General features: G+C 46.3%; 14 protein-coding genes and 1 pseudogene. 10 read left to right on the top strand and 5 right to left on the bottom strand.

The window, feature by feature from the left end; genetic code table 11:
* Positions 1–145 precede the first annotated feature (145 nt).
* The 3 genes from QUA23_RS02915 to QUA23_RS02905 are packed head-to-tail and all read left to right on the top strand — an operon-like array spanning position 146 to position 2,184.
* Positions 146–1,201: an adenylate/guanylate cyclase domain-containing protein gene (locus QUA23_RS02915; RefSeq protein WP_333073096.1), complete on the top strand. Its 1,056-nt coding sequence runs from the start codon at positions 146–148 to the stop codon at positions 1,199–1,201.
* A gap of 36 nt (positions 1,202–1,237) precedes the next feature.
* Positions 1,238–1,711 (top strand): NUDIX domain-containing protein, encoded by a 474-nt coding sequence (locus tag QUA23_RS02910; RefSeq protein WP_333073095.1) that lies wholly within the window; start codon positions 1,238–1,240, stop codon positions 1,709–1,711.
* Positions 1,712–1,728: 17 nt separating this feature from the next.
* Positions 1,729–2,184, top strand: a complete 456-nt coding sequence (locus QUA23_RS02905) for an HD domain-containing protein (RefSeq protein ID WP_333073093.1) — start codon at positions 1,729–1,731, stop codon at positions 2,182–2,184.
* Between the two features lie 62 nt (positions 2,185–2,246).
* Here the strand turns inward: QUA23_RS02905 and fabG are convergent, their stop codons facing one another.
* A complete protein-coding gene (fabG, locus tag QUA23_RS02900; RefSeq protein ID WP_333073092.1) occupies positions 2,247–3,011 on the bottom strand; it encodes a 3-oxoacyl-[acyl-carrier-protein] reductase in 765 nt (254 codons plus the stop codon).
* Between the two features lie 73 nt (positions 3,012–3,084).
* On the opposite strand from fabG, the gene trxA reads away from it, so the two are divergent.
* Positions 3,085–3,402 (top strand): thioredoxin, encoded by a 318-nt coding sequence (gene trxA / locus QUA23_RS02895; protein WP_333073091.1) that lies wholly within the window; start codon positions 3,085–3,087, stop codon positions 3,400–3,402.
* 87 nt (positions 3,403–3,489) lie between these two features.
* Positions 3,490–4,083, top strand: coding sequence for a hypothetical protein (locus tag QUA23_RS02890; protein ID WP_333073089.1), 594 nt, complete (start codon positions 3,490–3,492; stop codon positions 4,081–4,083).
* 54 nt (positions 4,084–4,137) lie between these two features.
* On the opposite strand, the gene prmA is transcribed toward QUA23_RS02890, so the two are convergent.
* Together prmA and serA are read right to left on the bottom strand one after the other, a co-directional pair.
* Positions 4,138–5,028: a 50S ribosomal protein L11 methyltransferase gene (prmA, locus tag QUA23_RS02885; protein WP_333073088.1), complete on the bottom strand. Its 891-nt coding sequence runs from the start codon at positions 5,026–5,028 to the stop codon at positions 4,138–4,140.
* Between the two features lie 184 nt (positions 5,029–5,212).
* Positions 5,213–6,796 (bottom strand): phosphoglycerate dehydrogenase, encoded by a 1,584-nt coding sequence (gene serA / locus QUA23_RS02880; protein WP_333073087.1) that lies wholly within the window; start codon positions 6,794–6,796, stop codon positions 5,213–5,215.
* A gap of 290 nt (positions 6,797–7,086) precedes the next feature.
* Between serA and QUA23_RS02875 the strand changes: the two genes are divergently transcribed.
* The 5 genes and pseudogenes from QUA23_RS02875 to QUA23_RS02855 all read left to right on the top strand — a co-directional run bounded on the left by QUA23_RS02875 (position 7,087) and on the right by QUA23_RS02855 (position 13,635).
* Positions 7,087–7,593: a hypothetical protein gene (locus tag QUA23_RS02875; protein ID WP_333073086.1), complete on the top strand. Its 507-nt coding sequence runs from the start codon at positions 7,087–7,089 to the stop codon at positions 7,591–7,593.
* A 74-nt stretch (positions 7,594–7,667) separates the two neighbouring features.
* A pseudogene (locus QUA23_RS02870) lies at positions 7,668–8,282 on the top strand (Uma2 family endonuclease).
* 204 nt (positions 8,283–8,486) lie between these two features.
* The gene (locus QUA23_RS02865; protein WP_333073085.1) at positions 8,487–11,777 is read left to right on the top strand and encodes a DEAD/DEAH box helicase; all 3,291 of its coding nucleotides are present in this window, start codon (positions 8,487–8,489) and stop codon (positions 11,775–11,777) included.
* Between the two features lie 15 nt (positions 11,778–11,792).
* Entirely contained in the window at positions 11,793–12,617 is an 825-nt protein-coding gene (locus QUA23_RS02860; RefSeq protein WP_333073084.1) for an SWIM zinc finger family protein, read from the top strand.
* Between the two features lie 238 nt (positions 12,618–12,855).
* Positions 12,856–13,635, top strand: coding sequence for a photosystem II S4 domain protein (locus QUA23_RS02855; protein WP_333073083.1), 780 nt, complete (start codon positions 12,856–12,858; stop codon positions 13,633–13,635).
* Between the two features lie 250 nt (positions 13,636–13,885).
* Here QUA23_RS02855 and QUA23_RS02850 read toward each other — a convergent pair whose 3' ends face one another.
* On the bottom strand, positions 13,886–15,361 hold the full coding sequence (locus tag QUA23_RS02850; protein ID WP_333073082.1) for a hypothetical protein: 1,476 nt from the start codon (positions 15,359–15,361) through the stop codon (positions 13,886–13,888).
* 90 nt (positions 15,362–15,451) lie between these two features.
* On the bottom strand, positions 15,452–18,034 hold the full coding sequence (locus QUA23_RS02845; protein ID WP_333073081.1) for a CHAT domain-containing protein: 2,583 nt from the start codon (positions 18,032–18,034) through the stop codon (positions 15,452–15,454).
* Positions 18,035–18,604 lie beyond the last annotated feature (570 nt).

Genomic DNA, 18,604 nt, shown 5'->3' with positions numbered 1-18,604 from the left:
CAACGAGAAGCAAATGCCGATCGCGACTTATAGTTAAGGAATCAGGGGATACAGAAAAAATGCCGAGAAACCGGGTTTGCATACAGATTCGCTGCAATAACAGATGTCCGCGAGATTCCTCGCTAATTAGCTAGACGCGCTACATATGCCACAGATTCACTATCTGCCGGACGATCGCACGATCGAGATAGACGACGACGATATAATTCTCGAAGCTTCCCTGCGTGCCGGCATTCCGCACACCCACATCTGCGGCGGTAGCGCCCGATGTTCGACTTGCCGGGTATTGATTGTCGAAGGTTTGGAATTTTGCTCTCGCCGCACTGCGCCGGAGGAGGAACTTGCCAAAAAATTGCGTTTGGAGCCGGAAATTAGGCTGGCTTGTCAGACGCAGGTTGCTGGCGGCAAGGTGATTTTGCGCCGATTGGCGATCGATTCTGAAGACTTGGAATCATTTACCGACCAAATCGCCGGAAAGTTGATTTCTACTCCTGTGGGTCAAGAGAAAAAAATTGCGATTTTGTTTGCGGATATTCGAGGATTTACGCCTTTTGCAGAATCGCTGTTGCCCTACGACGTAATCTATGTTTTAAATCGCTATTTCCAAAAAATGGGTTTTGCGATCAACCGGAATGGCGGGATGATTAATAATTATATGGGTGACGGTTTAATGGCGCTGTTTGGGTTGGAAAATCCTGAGAAGGCGGCCGAACAAGCGGTGAGGGCTGGGGTGGAAATGCTGGAGGAACTAGAGAAACTCAATCCCTATTTTGAAAACTTATACCGTCACCGATTGCGGATTGGGATTGGGATTCACTGCGGCTGGGTGGTTGTGGGGAATTTGGGGGCGTTGAAAAATCAGACAGTGACTGCGATCGGAGATGCAGTGAATTTAGCCAGCCGGATCGAAGCTGCTAACAAGCAAGTGGGAACGAGTTTATTGATTTCCGAAGAGACTTATCAGGAAGTGAAGGAATTGGCGATCGTCAATCGGTGCATATTAGTTGAAATTCCGGGAAAAAGCGGCGAATATCCGCTCTATGAAGTAGTCGGGATGCCGCCGCTGCCCGTGGAAATCGAGGAGATTTCAGAGGTCAAAGAAAAATCTATTTGGAAAAGTTCTGTCAAAATTTTGCATGATTTGTATGCTGCGGTGTACAATTGGATTAAAAAAATTTGTAGTCAAATCAGACAACTATAGAGCAACTTTTGTTAGTTTAGTTATTTCCTCAATAATATGAATATTCCCAAGTCAATAGTTCGCATTTTTGTAATGCTCCCCAACGGTCAAATAGGGGCACAACTGCGAGATAATATTCCAGGTATTGCCAGTCAAGGAATGCTTTCTACTTTTGGTGGTGGCGTGGACATTGGAGAAATTCCACAGCAGGCAGCAGTGCGAGAAATGGAGGAAGAAACTTGCCTCACGATCGATGATTACACAATGGAATTTATCGCAACTTTTACTCACCAAAAGACCCAAAATGATAGAAATATCTTACAAAAAAATCACCTTTTTTTGGCGATAGTTAGCGATGGTGATAAAATAGAAATCAAAGAAGGTGTCGGTTTGGTAGTTTTGAGAAAAGATGTAGACTTTGAAAAAGTCAACGCAGGTGATGGTACTCAAATGGCTTGGAAATTGTTGCAGGAATATTTAAAATCACAAACCACACACGAGCTTTTCGCCGCCAGGGGAGTGAAACTTTAATAGAGAACTTCTGTACTATGTTGTCAAACACGAATTCAGAGTACGAATTATTACTACAACGGGCGATCGCGATCGCAGCAAAAGCTCATGAGGGGCAGGTTGATAAAGCAGGCAATCCCTATCTCGATCATCCGCTATTTGTGATGGAAAATGTAAATTCTCTAGAGCAAAAAATGGTAGCGGTTCTCCACGATGCGGTCGAAGATTCTGAACTGACACTTGAGCAACTTAGAAGCGAAGGTTTTCCTGAAGTTATCGTATCGGCGATCGAGGCGATTACCAAAATAGAAGGAGAAGCTTATGCAGCTTATTTAGAACGTGTGATTGCCAACCCGATCGCACTGCGAGTTAAAATCGCTGATGTTACTCATAACCTCGATATTCGTCGCATCGCCAATCCGACAGAAGCAGATTTTCAACGGATTGCAAAATACAAAAAAATCCTCAGTCACTTGTGCGCCGCCTTAAAGTAATTATTAACCGCAAATATCCGCGTTAATCCGCGTGCATCTGCGGTTAAAAAAATCCCGAAATCCTAAGCCATCACCATCCCCCCATCCACATTAAAAACCTGCCCCGTTATATAAGCCGCCGCCGCATCGGCAGCCAAAAACTTCACCATCCCAGCAACTTCCTCAACTTCCCCGTATCTCCCCAGCGGAATATACTTCAAAATCTCATCAGACTTGACATCCTTAGTCATATCTGTAGTGATAAAACCCGGTGCAACCGCATTCACAGTAATCCCGCGAGTCGCCAACTCTTTCGCCACAGTTTTAGTAAACCCAATTACCCCAGCCTTTGCCGCACTGTAATTAGCTTGTCCGGGATTGCCCATTTGCCCAGCAACCGAAGCAATATTAATAATTCGGCCGCTTCGCTGCTTCAACATGATTTTACTCGCAGCTTTCGCACACAAAAACACGCCAGTTAAATTCAAATCAATTACCGCTTGCCAATCTTCCAACTTCATCCGCAGCAGCAAAGTATCGCGAGTAATGCCGGCATTGTTCACCAAAATGTCAATTCGTCCCCATTTTTCCATGACATTACTGGTGAGTAAATCTACTTGGTCAGTTTTCGAGACATCTGCTGGAAGCGCCACAGCTTCTCCTCCAGCAGCGACTATTTCTGCTACCACCTCATCAGCAGCAGCACTCGAACTCGCATAGTTGACGGCGACTTTAGCGCCCTCTGCTGCTAGTGTTAAAGCAACGGCGCGGCCGATTCCCCGCGACGCACCGGTCACGACAGCAACTTGACCCCGCAATCTCTGAAAAGTCTCTGGTAATAGTTCCATAATTGTATCCTCGCAATCTACCAGAGAATTTTGCACTAAAATCGAGCCAGAACCCAAAAAATTATTTTGTCTTATGGCAGTTCAAAAACAGTTCAGCAGTTTTGAAGAGTTACTATCCGGCTCTGAGTTGCCGGTGTTGGTAGATTTTTACGCTACTTGGTGCGGGCCTTGTCAGATGATGGCACCGATTTTGGAGCAAGTGAGTGGTCAAATGAAAGACAAGCTGATGGTTGTCAAAATTGACACGGATAAGTACGAACAGTTGGCGTCGCAGCATCACATTTATGCTTTGCCGACTTTGGTGTTGTTCAAAAATGGCGCTGAGGTCGATCGCATTGAGGGAGTGATGCAAGCGGCGCAGTTGATCGATCGAGTGCAACCTTTCTTGTAGCACGAGCCAATTATCTCACACGTAGGGTGCGTCAGCTAATATCTGATTAATTATGAATAAGATAATCCTAGTTGACGCACCCTACTTATGAAAACTCCCAGCCACGCTATTATCAATCTGGCAATTCTCGGAAAACCGCAACTGCCGCAAGCTAATCTCATTATTGCGATCGGCGGAGTTTTGCCGGATATTCCAATATTTTTATTTTACTTTTGGGCGAAATACATTGCTCGCTTGCCCGCAGCTACAATTTGGTCAAAAGCATATTATGAGCCTTTTGTACAAAATATTGTGGCTCTGTTTCATTCAATTCCCCTTGCGGTTATTGGTTTGCTAATTGCTTATTACTTTGGCTGGCAAAGTGTGCAAATTCTGTTTATTAGCATGATACTGCACTCTCTGGGAGATTTGCCGGTCCATAATGACGACGCTCACCGACACTTTTTTCCGTTCAGCAATTACCGTTTTATCAGTCCATTTTCTTATTGGGATCGGAAGCACTACGGGTCAATTGTTTCTGTGGTTGAAATGTTGTTAGTGCTGCTGTCAACTTACCGCGTTTTTGGTTTTGTTAATTCTTATGCTGGTAAAGGATTGTTGATTTTGGTCAATGCTTTTTACTGGGCTGGCGCGGTTTTTTTTCAGGTTCGATATTTATTTAAGTTCACTTCCCAAAGATGAAATATGAACTCAAAATTACCAATTAGCAATTAGGAATTAGCAATTACCATATTGTTAACTACGCCGAATATTAAAACAGCACCAATCTTGGCGCTTCCACAGAGTAGCCACAATCCAGCCGTGCTGTTCGAGAGTGTCGGCAATTGGCTTAGCTTGTTCGAGCAAAATGCCGCTGAGCACTGCCCAAGTAGTGGGTTTGCTAATTGCAGTGAACTGCGGGATTAAATCAATGATTACTTCTGCTAAAATGTTACAGATCAAACCGTCGATCGGCTCATCGACCATTTCCTTCAAGCGATCGATACTTCCGAGCTCTGCAACCAACTGCTGAGAATTAACGCGGTTGAGTAGTCTGTTGCTAATGGTCGATCGCACTGCCAAAGGATCGGTATCCAAAGCATAAACTTTTGTAGCGCCCAACAAGACGGCGCCGATCGACAAAATACCCGATCCGCAGCCAATATCAGCAACGATGCACTCTTTGTCATCAAAACCGAGGCGCATTTCCAGCGACTCCAGACAAAGTTGAGTAGTGGCGTGAGCACCTGTACCGAAAGCCACACCCGGATCTAAACGCAAAATGACGCGATCGGTATCAGTCGGTAAGGGCAGCCAGGCCGGATTAATTAAAAAGCGATCGCCCACTTCTTGAGGCTGCCAGTGCTCCTTCCAAGTGCTGCCCCAGTCTTCGTCTTCAATCAAATCCCACTGCATCGCAGGTAGGGGCAAACCTGCACACAGAGCATCTTGGCGCAGCCACAGAGACAGAGCGGCCAAATCCAGCAATCCTGCCTGTTCTTCGGGCAAATAAGCCGACATCAGGCAGGAATTGCTTTTGAGCTCAGTAGCAGTTCCCCGACAGTTAAATCGTTCCAGACGCCAAAAGATGATATCTTCCAGCGCCGGATCGCAAAGAATTCTAATTTCCCACCAGCTATGTGCCATAACGATTTTAGATTTTAGATTTTAGATTTTAGATTGGCCCAGGGGAACTGGAGACTGGGAACTGGGGAGTGAGGAATGAGGATTGGCTAATAGAAAAATTCCCGCTTTCAGGCCAATGACCAATGACCAATTACCCATTACCAATTATCAGTCCTGGCATCCAAAATCTAAACTTCTAAATCCGTCAAAGATTTACCGTGTAAGCATCCCGAATTCCCGGAACTTTTAGGATCTCCGCCAGTATCCCCTCTGGTAGAGGGTCATCGAGGCTCAAAACCATCACCGCATCGCCTCGCACGATTTTACGGCCTACCTGCATACTGGCAATATTGACATTAAAACTGCCCAATTGGGAACCAATTTTGCCAATAATCCCCGGCATATCGCGGTGCAGGGTAAACAGCATATGGTGAGTGGGGGAAACGTTGACCGGGAAATCGTCAACGCTGGTAATCCGAATTTCGCTTTCGCCGAGCACTGCACCTGTCACGGTGTGTTCGCCGAGGGTTCCCTTGGCCGAGAGGTGCAGGGAGCCTGTGTAGTCGCGAATCGAGGCGTCTCTGGTTTCGACGACGCGAATTCCGCGTTCTTTGGCTTCTATGCTGGCGTTGACGTAGTTAACGCGCTCTCGCAGGGCTTGGGAGAGCAGGCCTTTGAGGGCGGCAACGACTACGGGCTGGCTTTGGTTGTTGGCCAATTCGCCTTGCAGTTGGACGTTGAGGTAATCGACTCGGCCTCCGGCTAGCTGGCTGACGAGGTTGCCGAGGGTTTCGGCGAGTTGCAGGTAGGGTTTGAGTTTTTCGATCGAGTCTGGGAAAATGCCGGGTATGTTGACAGCCGATCGCGCCGGCAATCCCAACAGCACGTCGCGAATTTGTTCAGCAACGTCGATCGCCACATTTACCTGAGCTTCCGCTGTGGATGCTCCCAAGTGGGGCGTCAGCACGATATTCTGGCCGACATTCCGCAGCGGGGAATCGGCTTCGAGGGGTTCGTGTTCGTAAACGTCCAAAGCTGCGCCGGCGATCTTGCCTTCTTTGATGGCTTCTGCGAGGGCTGCTTCGTCGATGATGCCGCCTCTGGCGCAGTTTATGATGCGGGCCGTGGGCTTCATTTTCGACAGCACTTCAGCGTTAATTAAGTGCAGGGTTTCCGGCGTTTTGGGGATGTGTAGGGTGATGTAGTCGGATTCCCGCATCAGCAGTTCGAGTTCTACCAAGCGGCAGCCCAACTGGTCGGCTCTTTCGGTGGAAATGAAGGGGTCGTAGGCCAGCAGTTTCATGCCCATTGCTTTTGCTGCGGCCGCGAGGTGAGAGCCGATTTTGCCCAAACCGACGATGCCGAGGGTTTTTTTGTAAACTTCTACGCCGATAAAGCGGTTGCGTTCCCATTTACCACCTTTGACGGATGCGTTGGCTTCCGGGATGTGGCGGGACATGGAGAGCATCATGGCGATCGCGTGTTCGGCGGCGGCGATCGTGTTGCCTTCGGGGGAATTGACGACTACAATTCCTTTGCGGGTAGCGGCTGGTACATCGACATTATCTACGCCGACGCCGGCTCTGCCGATAATTTTAAGTGAATTCCCCGCTTCAATGATTTCTTTGGTAACTTGGGTGCCAGAACGGATCATCAAAGCGTCGTAATCTGGAATAATTTTTACCAGTTGTTCGGCTGAGAGTCCTGTGTTTACGTCAACTTGCGCGACTTGGGAGAGGATGTCAATTCCGGCTTGGTCGATCGGATCGGATACTAGAACTTTAGGCATAGCAAGCAATTGAGTGCAATAGTAAAAATAGACCGAGCGTTGGCGAGCTCAAAGTTGAGACTTATGACTTACAGCAGTATCTAACAGCTCAGCTCAAGCTTGCCTTTGTGCAGTTTGAATTGTATCTGTATTCGGTCAAGGTCGGCCGTTTTTTGCGTGAAATATTTTAGCTTTGCGGGCGATCGGACTCTCTGACCGCGTTAAAATCCCCCAAGTGCTTAGCTAGTATGTCTTTTCTGGCTATAATAGACTTTGGCTATTCAAGCCTAACTATCAGGAATTGTTTTCTAATGAATTATCTTATCGCCGTACTGCCCGATCGAATTCAAGCCGAAGCTGCCTACTGTGCTCTGGAAAAAGAAGGCTTGCCTATGAAGCAAGTGAGCATTTTGGGTCGCGGCTACAAAACTGCTGATGAATTTGGCTTGATCGACCCCAACCAGCAAGCGAAGAAACAAGCTAAACTCATGGCTATTTGGCTGATTCCCTTTGGCTTTATTGCTGGCGTTACTTTCAGTCTGATGACTGAGTTGAAGACTTTCGCCTGGGCGGGCGAAATTGGCGATCACGCAATCGGTGGCTTACTCGGTGCGATCGCCGCTGCGATGGGCAGTGTGTTTGTTGGAGGCGCGGGCGGTATGGCTTTTGGTAGCGGCGATGCTTTGCCCTACCGCAACCGTTTGAATGCGGGTAAATTTTTGATTGCGGTTAAGGGTACTGATGATTTGACTGGGAAAGCTGCGAAGATTTTGCAGCGGTTTGAACCGGAAAATATCCAAGGTTATACAGAGACTTAGTTATTTGTTTGTTAACAGTTGACTGTTGACTGTTGACTGTTGACATTCAACTCGTGTAATATTTGGAGGCAGTTATGGAATCACAAACTATCCCCCTACATTCTCCCCTAGAATTAACGCTCGAATTAACAGACGAGCAGTTTTTTCAGTTGTGTATAGACAACCGGGATTTAAGATTTGAGCGGACTGCAACGGGAGAATTAATTATTATGCCGCCTGCGAGTAGCGATACAGGCAGACGGAATGCGGAGCTAAGTTTTCAAGTCGAAGGTTGGAGCCGTAAAAATAAACATTTGGGAATTGCTTTTGACTCTTCAACTGGATTTAAACGGCCCGACGGTTCAGATATTTCTCCCAATGCTGCTTGGATTCGGCGCGATAGGTGGGATGGTTTAACTGCGGAATAAAAAAAGAAATTTGCGCCGATTTGTCTCGATTTTGTGGTGGAATTGCGTGAAGCGAAGCTATCCCGTAGGGAATCGACCACCGACTCCCTAGAAAAATTGCGGGCTAAAATGAAAGTGTACGTGAAAAATGGAGCGAAGTTGGGATGGTTGCTCGATCGCAAAAATAGAAAAGTAGAAATCTCCCGTCAAGGTAGAGAAGTAGAAATTTTAGATGAACCTGCAACTTTGTCCGGTGAAGATGTACTACCCGGTTTTGTGTTGGATTTAACTGCTATTTTCTAAATTTGTAAGAAGACTCGGCGGTTGAAACCGCATCTATCAAGTCAAAACCCGCAGAGGGTGGTTAAAGAGGACAACTGGGGTAAAATTACGTTATTCGGCATCCAGCAGACATGGTTTATATAAACCTGCTTTCAACCGCCTTCTTATCTTTTCCCACTCATTCATGATATGATAGGCTGCCAAAGGTTGCGTTTGGTATGACCTATGAAAATCCTCCACGGGACTTGGATTCCTCAAACAGAAGAGAGTTTTGTTCAAGGTGGAACTTTTTGTCTTTGGGTTGAAACCACTGAAAAGAAAAAACAGCCTGCTAAGGTTCATCCCCGACAATTGGAGACGGCACAGTTAAGAGATTTTCTAACGAAAGAAGCTGGGATTCAACTGCCACCAGTCAGCAATACAAGTGCGATGGGGCTAGAATACGCGATCGTCCCTCGGTATTTTTTACTGCCCACTGCCGACAACCAGCCGTTGCCATCTTTAGAACTAGCGCGATATTTAGAGACAGAGTTACCCGAAACATTTGAGTTGAAGTATTGGGAAGTTGATTGTGTGTCCATCGCCACCCACACTTTGACTAAAGTATTGAACGATCTGCATTTTTTTGCTCTCTACGATTTAACAGAAGTTCAGTTTGGTTCAGACTTGCTATTTTGGTATCACTACACCCAAAGTTTTAAGCAAATTGTTCTGAAAGATCATTATATTCCGGCGTTGCGCTATCGAGAAACTGCTCCGATCGCGATCGTACCCATCGAAACATCCGAACCCGCTGAGAAAGCCACGCGCGGGCGTAAGAAAGCGGGCGAGACAAAAACCAAAACAACTGCAAAAACTCCAAAAACACCTGCCAAAATTGCACCCAGCTTTGAGATTTATCCGGGATGGGAAATTGTTTCAACACAGTACGAAAATGATTTACAACGCTATGTTGAATGGATGCCTTTAGTTTGTGTGTCAGGTTTTCGGAAGATCCAGCTACAAGATACACCAAAGTTCTACGATCGCGAACGGTTGCTGCGGCATTTTTCCGAGTGTGCGATCGCGGAAATTGTCACTCAAACCCCCATCCCAGCATCGTTTGAAAATAAGATTGCGGATTCTTTACTCCAAATCTGCCTCAACCAAACACGAAAAATCGCGCGAGTAAGCCTTGAACAATACCGGCAATGGCAAACCTGGCGCGATCGCATTACGCGCAATCAATCTGCTGATTCATTCTCCCTCTGCTTTCAACTACAATCCCCCGAAAACCCCGAACAGCCTTGGGTTTTAGAGTTTCAGGCGGCTGCGAAAAAAGACCCATCTCTGCGGATGCCGTTGCAGGATTATTGGCGATCGCGATCGACTCAACAAAAACAGTTGCAAACACAATTCGGAGACAACTTTGAGCAACATTTGCTGACAAATCTCGGCTACGCTGCCCGCATTTATCCCCAACTTTGGCAAGGGCTAGAAACCGACAAACCCGTTAACATTACCCTCAGCTTAGATGATGCTTTCACCTTTCTCAGCGAGTCCGCTTGGGTATTAGAAGATGCCGGATACAAAGTGATTGTCCCCGCTTGGTGGACGCCGAAGGGACGACAACGGGCAAAGATTCGCCTGCAAGTCAAAGGGAAGGGCAGCAAGAGCGCTGGAATCAAGGGCAAAGGATTGTTTTCGGCGGATTCCTTGGTGGAATATCAATATGAATTGGCGATCGGGGGTGAACGGGTTAGCGAACAAGAATGGCAGGCGTTAGTAAATAGCAAAACACCGCTGGTGCAGTTCCGAGGACAATGGATGGAACTGGACAAAGACAAGATGCAGGAGATGTTGGAGTTTTGGAAAAAACATCGCCAAGAAAACCCCGATTTAAGCCTGATTGACTTTATGAAGTTGACGGCAGAAGGAGAAGCGAGCGAACAGTTGGAGGTTGAGCGCGATCGCACTTTATCGGATATGTTGGAGAAGCTGCACGATAAGAGTCGGTTAGAGTTAATTGCAGATCCAGCAAAGTTTGAGGGCAAGTTACGAGATTACCAAAAGCGCGGCGTTTCTTGGTTGAGTTATTTGGAAAGTTTGGGATTAAATGGCTGTCTTGCCGATGATATGGGTTTGGGTAAATCGGCGCAGGTAATTGCTCGATTATTGCAAGAGCGGGAAGTTTTATATACTACAAAAGAGATAGAAAAAAAGACAGAAAAAGCGATCGCACCTTCGGTTCTACCCACGCTGCTAATTGCGCCCACTTCCGTAGTTGGTAACTGGCAAAAGGAAATGGAAAAGTTTGCTCCAGAATTGCGATCGCTCATACACCACGGCCCTGGGCGCTTGCAAGATGCCAAGGAATTCAAAGCCGCCGTCCAAGGTTGCGATATGTTGATTACTTCCTTTACCTTGGTGCGAAAAGATGAGAAGCTGTTGAGCAGCGTAGCGTGGCATCGCGTGGTAATTGATGAAGCGCAGAATATTAAAAATCCGAAAGCGGCGCAAACCAAGGCGATTTTAAAGTTACCCGCTACCCATCGACTAGCATTGACTGGAACACCCGTGGAAAATCGATTGCTGGATTTATGGTCAATTTTTAATTTCCTCAATCCGGGCTATCTGGGCAAAGAGGCACAGTTTCGGAAGTTGTTTGAGATCCCGATTCAAAAAAATGGGAGTCGCACGCAATCGGCAGCGCTCAAAAAATTAGTGGAACCCTTTATTCTCCGGCGCCTGAAAACCGATAAGTCGATTATTCAGGATCTCCCCGACAAAGTTGAGCAAAAACTCTACTGCAATCTCACCCGCGAGCAAGCTTCGCTTTATGAAGCGATTGTGAAAGAGGTAGAACAAGAAATTGACGCGGCGGAAGGGATGAAGCGCAAGGGGATGATTTTGGCGACACTGCTGAAGCTGAAGCAAATTTGCAACCATCCGCGCCAGTTTTTGCAAGATGAAAGTGAGTTTACACCAGAGCGATCGCACAAACTGGAACGGCTGCTCGAGATGATTGAGGAAGTCAAAGCAGAAGGCGAAAGTTTATTGGTATTTACGCAGTTTACAGAACTGGGAAGCGCGTTGGAAAAATATATTAAACAAACGCTACATTACAACACTTACTACATCCACGGGGGAACCAGTCGCGAAAAACGGGAACGGATGATTTCAGAGTTTCAAGATCCAGAGTCTGAACCTTCGGTATTTATTCTGTCACTGAAGGCGGGCGGCGTGGGAATTACGCTGACAAAAGCCAATCACGTGTTCCATTTCGATCGCTGGTGGAATCCGGCAGTGGAAGATCAGGCGACGGATCGGGCGTTTCGGATCGGACAGCAAAAAAATGTGTTTGTGCATAAGTTTGTGGCAATTGGCACTTTGGAAGAAAAGATTGACCAAATGATTGAGGACAAAAAGAAATTGGCAGGGTCAATTATTGGTGCGGATGAGTCGTGGTTGACTGAGTTGGATAATGAGGCATTTAAGAAATTAATTAGGCTCAATAAAAATGCAGTTTTAGATTAGGAGAAACCCAAAAATATGCCACAATTTACTCGGACTTGGTGGGGCAATAAATTTATCGATGCGTTAGAAAGATTTACTGATTCTGGGCGACTCGGGCGGGGACGTGCCTATGCACGAAACGGCAAGGTAAAAAGCTTTGGCATGAATGATGGGTTAGTGATGGCACAGGTGAGAGGCTCGGTTAATCCTTATTTTGGGGTTTATAAGGAGCCTCTGTACATAACTCAAATTGAGTTTGAGCCAATTAGTCAGGAAAAGTGGAAAGTGGCGATCGCCCAAATGGCATCAAAAGCCAGCTTCATTTCTCGGCTGCTTCTCAACGAAATGCCCGACAATATTGAAAAGGCTTTTGCACCCCTCGGATTGCACCTTTTACCCAGCAGCCGCGAGGACTTTAAAACCACTTGCTCTTGCCCAGACTATAGCAATCCCTGCAAACATATTGCCGGAGTTTATTATTTGGTGGCGGCAGAATTGGACAAAGATCCATTTTTACTGTTTGAATTACGGGGGCTTTCTAAGGAAGTGCTGCACCGCGAATTGGCAAAAACGCCTTTGGGAATGGCGCTTTCTGCCGAGTTAACGGCGGATGCAGCGGCCCCTGTGGCGGTGGATTCCTATTACACGCGGGCGATCGCCAGTGAGGCGCAAACGGTCAGCCTGAAAGAGTTTTGGCATGGTGCGAAGCGATTGCCGCAGACGATTGAGGTGGCAGCGCAAAGTGGGGTAAGTGCGATCGTGGTGAAGAAACAGGGAGATTTTCCACAGTTTTGGCACAAGGATGGTTCGTTTATTGAGGCGATGGAAGAGCTGTATTTGCGGGTGAAGAAGAATAAGTAGTTGGGTGGACAATTTTGCTGTCATACTCGATCCATCTCCTGCAAAAACTTTAACTCGAAGACTTCATACATTTGGTACAATAATCGTGCTCATCATATCAGCTTTACCAGCAACTAAAATCCTAAGATCGTTATTTGATGATTTTAGACTATAATTAAGTTAGTGCGACTGTTAAAAAAGTAGACTTTTTAGTTACAGCAAGCTTTGGCAATTTCAAATTAGAATCTAGCATTAACTGATGTTACCAAGAGAAGAACTGTTAAAAGGCATTGAAAACCGCGAATGTGTGGCACGGGCGATCGACCAAGCGGAACAAGCAATTAAAACTTGGGAAGTTACTCTGACTGATTTTCTGTCGCCGCCAGAATTGGCGGACACTCTGACTGTATTTAAGCGCTTAACTGATGTGGAATTAGTGGCTTGGGGCGGCTACCCGCAAGCTGAAAGACAAAGAATTGCGATCGCGCGATCGGATATCCCCATCGACTCTGCTAGCGTTAACGTTGCGGCAGTAGAAATTGCTGGCAATTTCTTGTTCGATACAGCTTCTCACCGCGACTTTTTGGGGGCGATGTTGGGTACGGGAATTGTCCGCGAGAAAACGGGCGATGTGATTGTTTTGGGAGAACGCGGCGCGCAAGCCATTGTCATGCCGGAGATGGTAGAGTATTTGGAGATGAGTTTGCAGCAAGTGCGATCGGTTCCTGTACAAACGCGGCGCATTGAGTTGAGCGAACTAAAAATTAGAGAACCCAAAAAGAAAGAAATGACAACCGTTGAAGCATCCATGAGATTGGATGCTGTCGCCTCGGCGGGATTCGCAATGTCTCGCAGCAAAATGGCCGATTTAATTGACAGCGGCGACGTGCGAGTTAACTGGAAAGACGTTACTCAAGCTAGTTATAATGTCAAGTCGGGAGATTTAATTGCTGTTACCGGCAAGGGAAGATTGGAAATTGGGGAAGTTGCTGTTACTAAGAAGGAACGCTATCGAGTCCAGTTAACTCGATATTTGTAATTTATGGGCGGAATCTTCGGCCCAACCCCTACTCCCCACAAAAAATTGACTCTTTGTGGAACAGGCATCTTGCCTGTTCTTAAGAATGCTGAGGCGAAGATGCCCAACCCCTACTCCCCACAAAAAGTTGACTCTTTGTGGAACAGGCATCTTGCCTGTTCTTAAAAATGCTGCAACCTATGAGTTATACCACCCAAAAACCCCGAAAAACCCGGTTTCTTTGGTTTTATGCCTAAGTCCTAAATCCAAATTATCGGAGAAAAGTTTTCCTTACCAACACGGCGATACCCAGAGTTAACAAGCCAAATAGTAAGCCAAACAGCAGACTAAAGATAATTGTCGCAAAAAAGGGATGCAGCGGTAGAGAAAAATTCGGTTGCCATTGAATCCGTGTATCCTTGAGTAGAGGATAGGCGGCGGAAAAGATTTGTCCGCCGCCGATCGCAGTTCCGACAAAAAAGATGATATTCTCCAGTTGGCGATCGCCCTTTTTCTCCCTGTCTTCCTGTTTCTTGTATAATTCCATCTGTTCCCTGTCCAATTCCACCTGTTCGATTTCCACCATCCCCCGCACAGTGGATATCGACTGCTGGAACAAATTTTGACTAGCAATCAAGTAGTTTAAATCTATTTCAATTTGCCGCTGATACTTATCCTCAGCTAAATCTAGAAACCTCTGCCAAAAATCCAGATTGTCGCCTGGGATGCACAAACCTCTAATTCTTGTAAACTCCTTACCATAATTTTCAGCATTAGTATCAATGGTATTTCTGTCTTCTTGTAAAGATCGCATCTGCTGAGCAAAAGCCAACATTTTAGTGTGAACTTCAGCCAGCAACTCCTTTAACTTCTGCAACTTAACTTGTCGATTTTGTTCGCTTTCTATTGCACGTAATTCGGGCAGCTTCTTTTCTAACTCGCCCACTATTTGCTGTGCTTTGCGATACTTTTTCCGAGCTTCGCCATACACAAATACAATTTTAGCGCGAGAACACAGCAGATTCATCAAGTAAAAGTTAAACGTCGAGGTTGCGAATTCCAAAGTTCGGGGATTTTCTTGCAACCATACTAGAAAGTGACACCGCTGACGCGGATCATCTTCGCGGCTGTCATACTCAAAAATCGGACTCCCGAATAACTTTCCTTCCGCGCGAAACTCTACTGATGCTGGCTGTTTATCCTGTACAAAAGCTTTAACAGATTCGTCAGCTAGTTTCCGGTAAGTATCATAAACTGCTGGTGCGGCGTAGAATAATAATGTCTGTCCCAGAGACGGTTGAATTGCCTTTGGCAACAAGCAACCTTCGGGATTTAATCGAGTTAAGTCAGCTACTTTAATTGTGACATCTTTATAGCAAAATGTCAAGTCTGCGATGTAAGTATCCTGAACTCGCAGAGCATTGATAGAACCATCAAGTTTCTGGTTATCTGGCTGAGTAATTGGCTGGAACTTCAAAGTTTTTCCATCGGGAATCAGCAATTTTTCCGGAGTCAGATTTTCCTCTTCGCCGTCTGGATAATAGACGCCGTTTTTGTAGCAAATTAGCTTGTCTCTGAGGGATTTGAGTTCGTTGATGTTAAATTCTTTGCCGACATTATCTGCCAGATTTTCCCACAAAATTTGGGCATTTTTTGCTACTTGCTTATAGCCTTCGTCCCTATCATCCCGCAGGTGGAAAGGATAGAGGCTAATGCTGGGATTTTTAATTTGCCATTCTTGGCTCATAATCAAGTTTTTGATATGTTTTCGAGTATTTCTATCAGATATTTGGGGCGGGCAAGATGCCCAGCCTACAAGATTTTTATGGTTTCTATCCTAGGAAGGTGTTTGTGGATTATTTGTTGGCGGTGCAGGTGGCGCAGACGACGGAGGCAAACCCAGTCGAATCTGATTTTCCTTCAGCGTTTCGTAAAACTCCCTGACGATTTCTTCAGGTGCATCGCTATCACCGCCGCCCGCACCCATTTGATAAATTTCGTTCTCTAAATTATCTTCAATTTGAAGCCGAGTTTCGCACCATTTTTTGATTGTTTGAGCGATAATATTGATATTATCGGTCGAACCAACATCTATTGCGGATAATTGTTTGACAAATTGCGGCTCGGATATTTTCAATAACTTAGTGAAAGCCGCCACAATTTCTTCGGGTGTGGCATCATCGGGAAGTGACATTACTAATCTCCTTAAATCACTCTTTTCAGTTGACAGCAGTAAAGTTTCGGTTTCGCCAATTAAGGTAAATGCAGCCCAAGCTATGGGACTCGGAAATCGAGCTTTTGTGGTTAGCATAGCACACCGCAAGGCTGCTGCTCGATTGTCGCCCCGTGCTAAATTTTGGTAGAATTCAGTCATTAGTAATTTGGCTGAAATCGCTCCCATATTCCAGAGGGAAACGATGATGCTGGGGACTCCGGCGATCATGAAGCAGCGCGACAATCCGATGACTCCATCTCCGGTGATTTTACCGCCCCCGGTGCTGCACGCGCTTAAAACTACGAGTTCGGAATCGAGTTTTAAGTCTTGGATTTCTGCGGCGTTAAGCGCGCCGTCGTCGGTGTCTCCTGATGGTGCTAAAATAATCGCGCCGGGAATGCCGGAACCTTGGAAATCGTCGAGGAGTCCGTGGGCGGATAAATGCACGATGCGCGTGTTTAGCATCCTGTCTAAAATGGCGACTTTTGTGGCATTTTCTCCGCTAATTGCTTCGGTTCCTAAAGTTGCGGCTATGGCTTCGGCGGCTTCTTTTGCCCTGGGAATTTGGCGGAGTTTGTAGGGGTTTTCGTTGAATTTGGCGGCGATGGTTGGATCGCCGACAATTAGGGCTGCTTGTTTCAATCCTCGCACTCGGTTTTGATGTTTCCAGGTGATTTCTAATACTTGGATGGATGGGCTGGTGAGGATGGTATGATTTTCTATTAGGTAGCGGTTGTTGCTATCTTGCAAGGCGGCGAAAGGAACTAAAAATAAGTCGTAGTGGGGGACAAAGATGATGGGGGAATTGGCATCGGTGGGGAGTAAGTCTAAGATGGGTTCGATCAGGATTTGATGGAGGAGTTGCAATAGGGGAAAGCGGCCTGTTTCGTCTCGATTGTACTCGGATTCTAGGTGAATTTTGTTGCCTTCGTCGTCGGTTTCATTGGTGCCGATTGAGACGCGGGTTTTGAGGATGATTTGTTTGAGGGTTTGGTTTTGTTGGTTGAGGGGTTCGCGGTTGGCGGCGCGATGGGTGATGTTGCCGTTTGGTTGGATTACCCAGATGTAAATGTCATGAAAGATAATCGAATATTCAACTATTGTAGAGTTTCTATCGCGGGCGATTTGTTGGATTTGGGAAATTGATAACCCCTCCAACTCCCCCTTGCTAAGGGGGGGCTTTGAGAGGTTTGCTTCTTCCTCAAATCTTGATAACCCCCCCAGCTCCCCCTTGCTAAGGGGGGGCTTAAGAGGGAGGCATTGAGATAACTCTTGTTCCTTTCCTTGATAAGGGGGGGACTGAGGGGGGGTTGTTAATAAGGTTTGCCGCAATAACTCGACGAAGGCACGGGTGCGCGACATTTCTGATATTTCTAAGGCTTCATCAAATCTAGTTTGGGTGACTAAAACTTTTTGCAGCAGGCGATAGGCAGATATTTGGGTTTCAAAGATTGAGACTTTGTGGTCATTACTTACTAATTCAGAACGAATAGTTTCATGAATTGCGATCGAGGCACGAAGTGCTTTTTCCGCTTCAGCAAGTTGGTGAGTTTGTAGGAAAGTATTTCCCAAATTGTTCAGAGAAAATGACTCTCCCACGCGATATTCGATTTCCCGTGAAATGTCTAAAGACTGTTGGTGAAATTCGATCGCCCTGTGGTATTGCTCTAGGGATTGGTGAGCATTGCCCAAATTGCCGAGGGAATGAGCTTCTCCCACGCGATCTCCGATTTCCCGTGAAATGTTTAAAGACTGTTCGAGAAATTCGATCGCCCTGTGGGATTGCCCTAGACAACGGTAAGCAATGCCCAAATTGCCGAAGTAATTAGCTTCTCCCGCGCGATCTCCGATTTCCCTATAAATAGTTAATGCCTGTTCCCAAGAATGCAAAGCTTCTCGAAATTGACTGATTGCATACTGCTGAATTCCTTGTTCTAACAGTCTGTCTGCTTCTGCTTTTCGGGTGACAGCCACTGAGGTGTTGTCCTTCATCCCAAGCAGTATCCTGGCATAATTCATCAACCAATTAGCATTATTTAGTTCGCCTTTTTCTCTAAGACAATCTGCCTCTTCTAGCATAGCCGCCACTAAGCCATCATCCAGCAATTCCGGGTGAGTTTTCAATACCTCCGCTTCTTCGCCGCTGGAACAGGTTAGCAGTTGATTTATCAGGTTGAGATAGGCTTGTTCGCGTTCTGACTTCATTGCGATTTGGGATTTGGGATTGTGCGATCCATTAATTTATTATCGGTGAAACTCATCGGTTCGGGGCTGGCGATGCCAAGTTTTTTGTAGGGGTTCTCGCATTTGGGCGACAATATTTGCCACACCACGGGGGTTTATCGTTTATTCGTCGGCCCGATGGTTTGTCTGTGGGCGCGATGGTTTGTCCAGTGAGCCGTTTGTTTGTCCGCGATTCCGCCAGGGGTTGAAACCCCTGTCTCATAGCTAAAGTCGGTTGAAACCGACTGAATAATGGTGAGAAATAATCGATTATGGTGACAAATATTTGAGTGTTTATTTAATTTGCTTTTCAGTCCTCTTTTAGAGGACTTTTGGTATGAGACGGGGGTTGAAACGAACGGCGGACTTGTGGGGTAGCGTAGGGGATTTTGGTAGCGGAGATTTTGGCGGCGCGAATGTGCGATCGACTTTTTGGTAAAATTTGGGTTAGGGGCGATCTAATGTTTGTCGTTGGGTGGGGGCGGGTTTATCTAGATTGTTGCTGGGAATTGGGGATGGTTGGTAAAACCCGCCCCTACAGAATTATCGGGA

The organism is Microcoleus sp. Pol1C5, from assembly GCF_036701115.1.
Classification (GTDB): domain Bacteria; phylum Cyanobacteriota; class Cyanobacteriia; order Cyanobacteriales; family Microcoleaceae; genus Microcoleus.
This window is presented reverse-complemented; position numbering and strand designations above follow the sequence as displayed.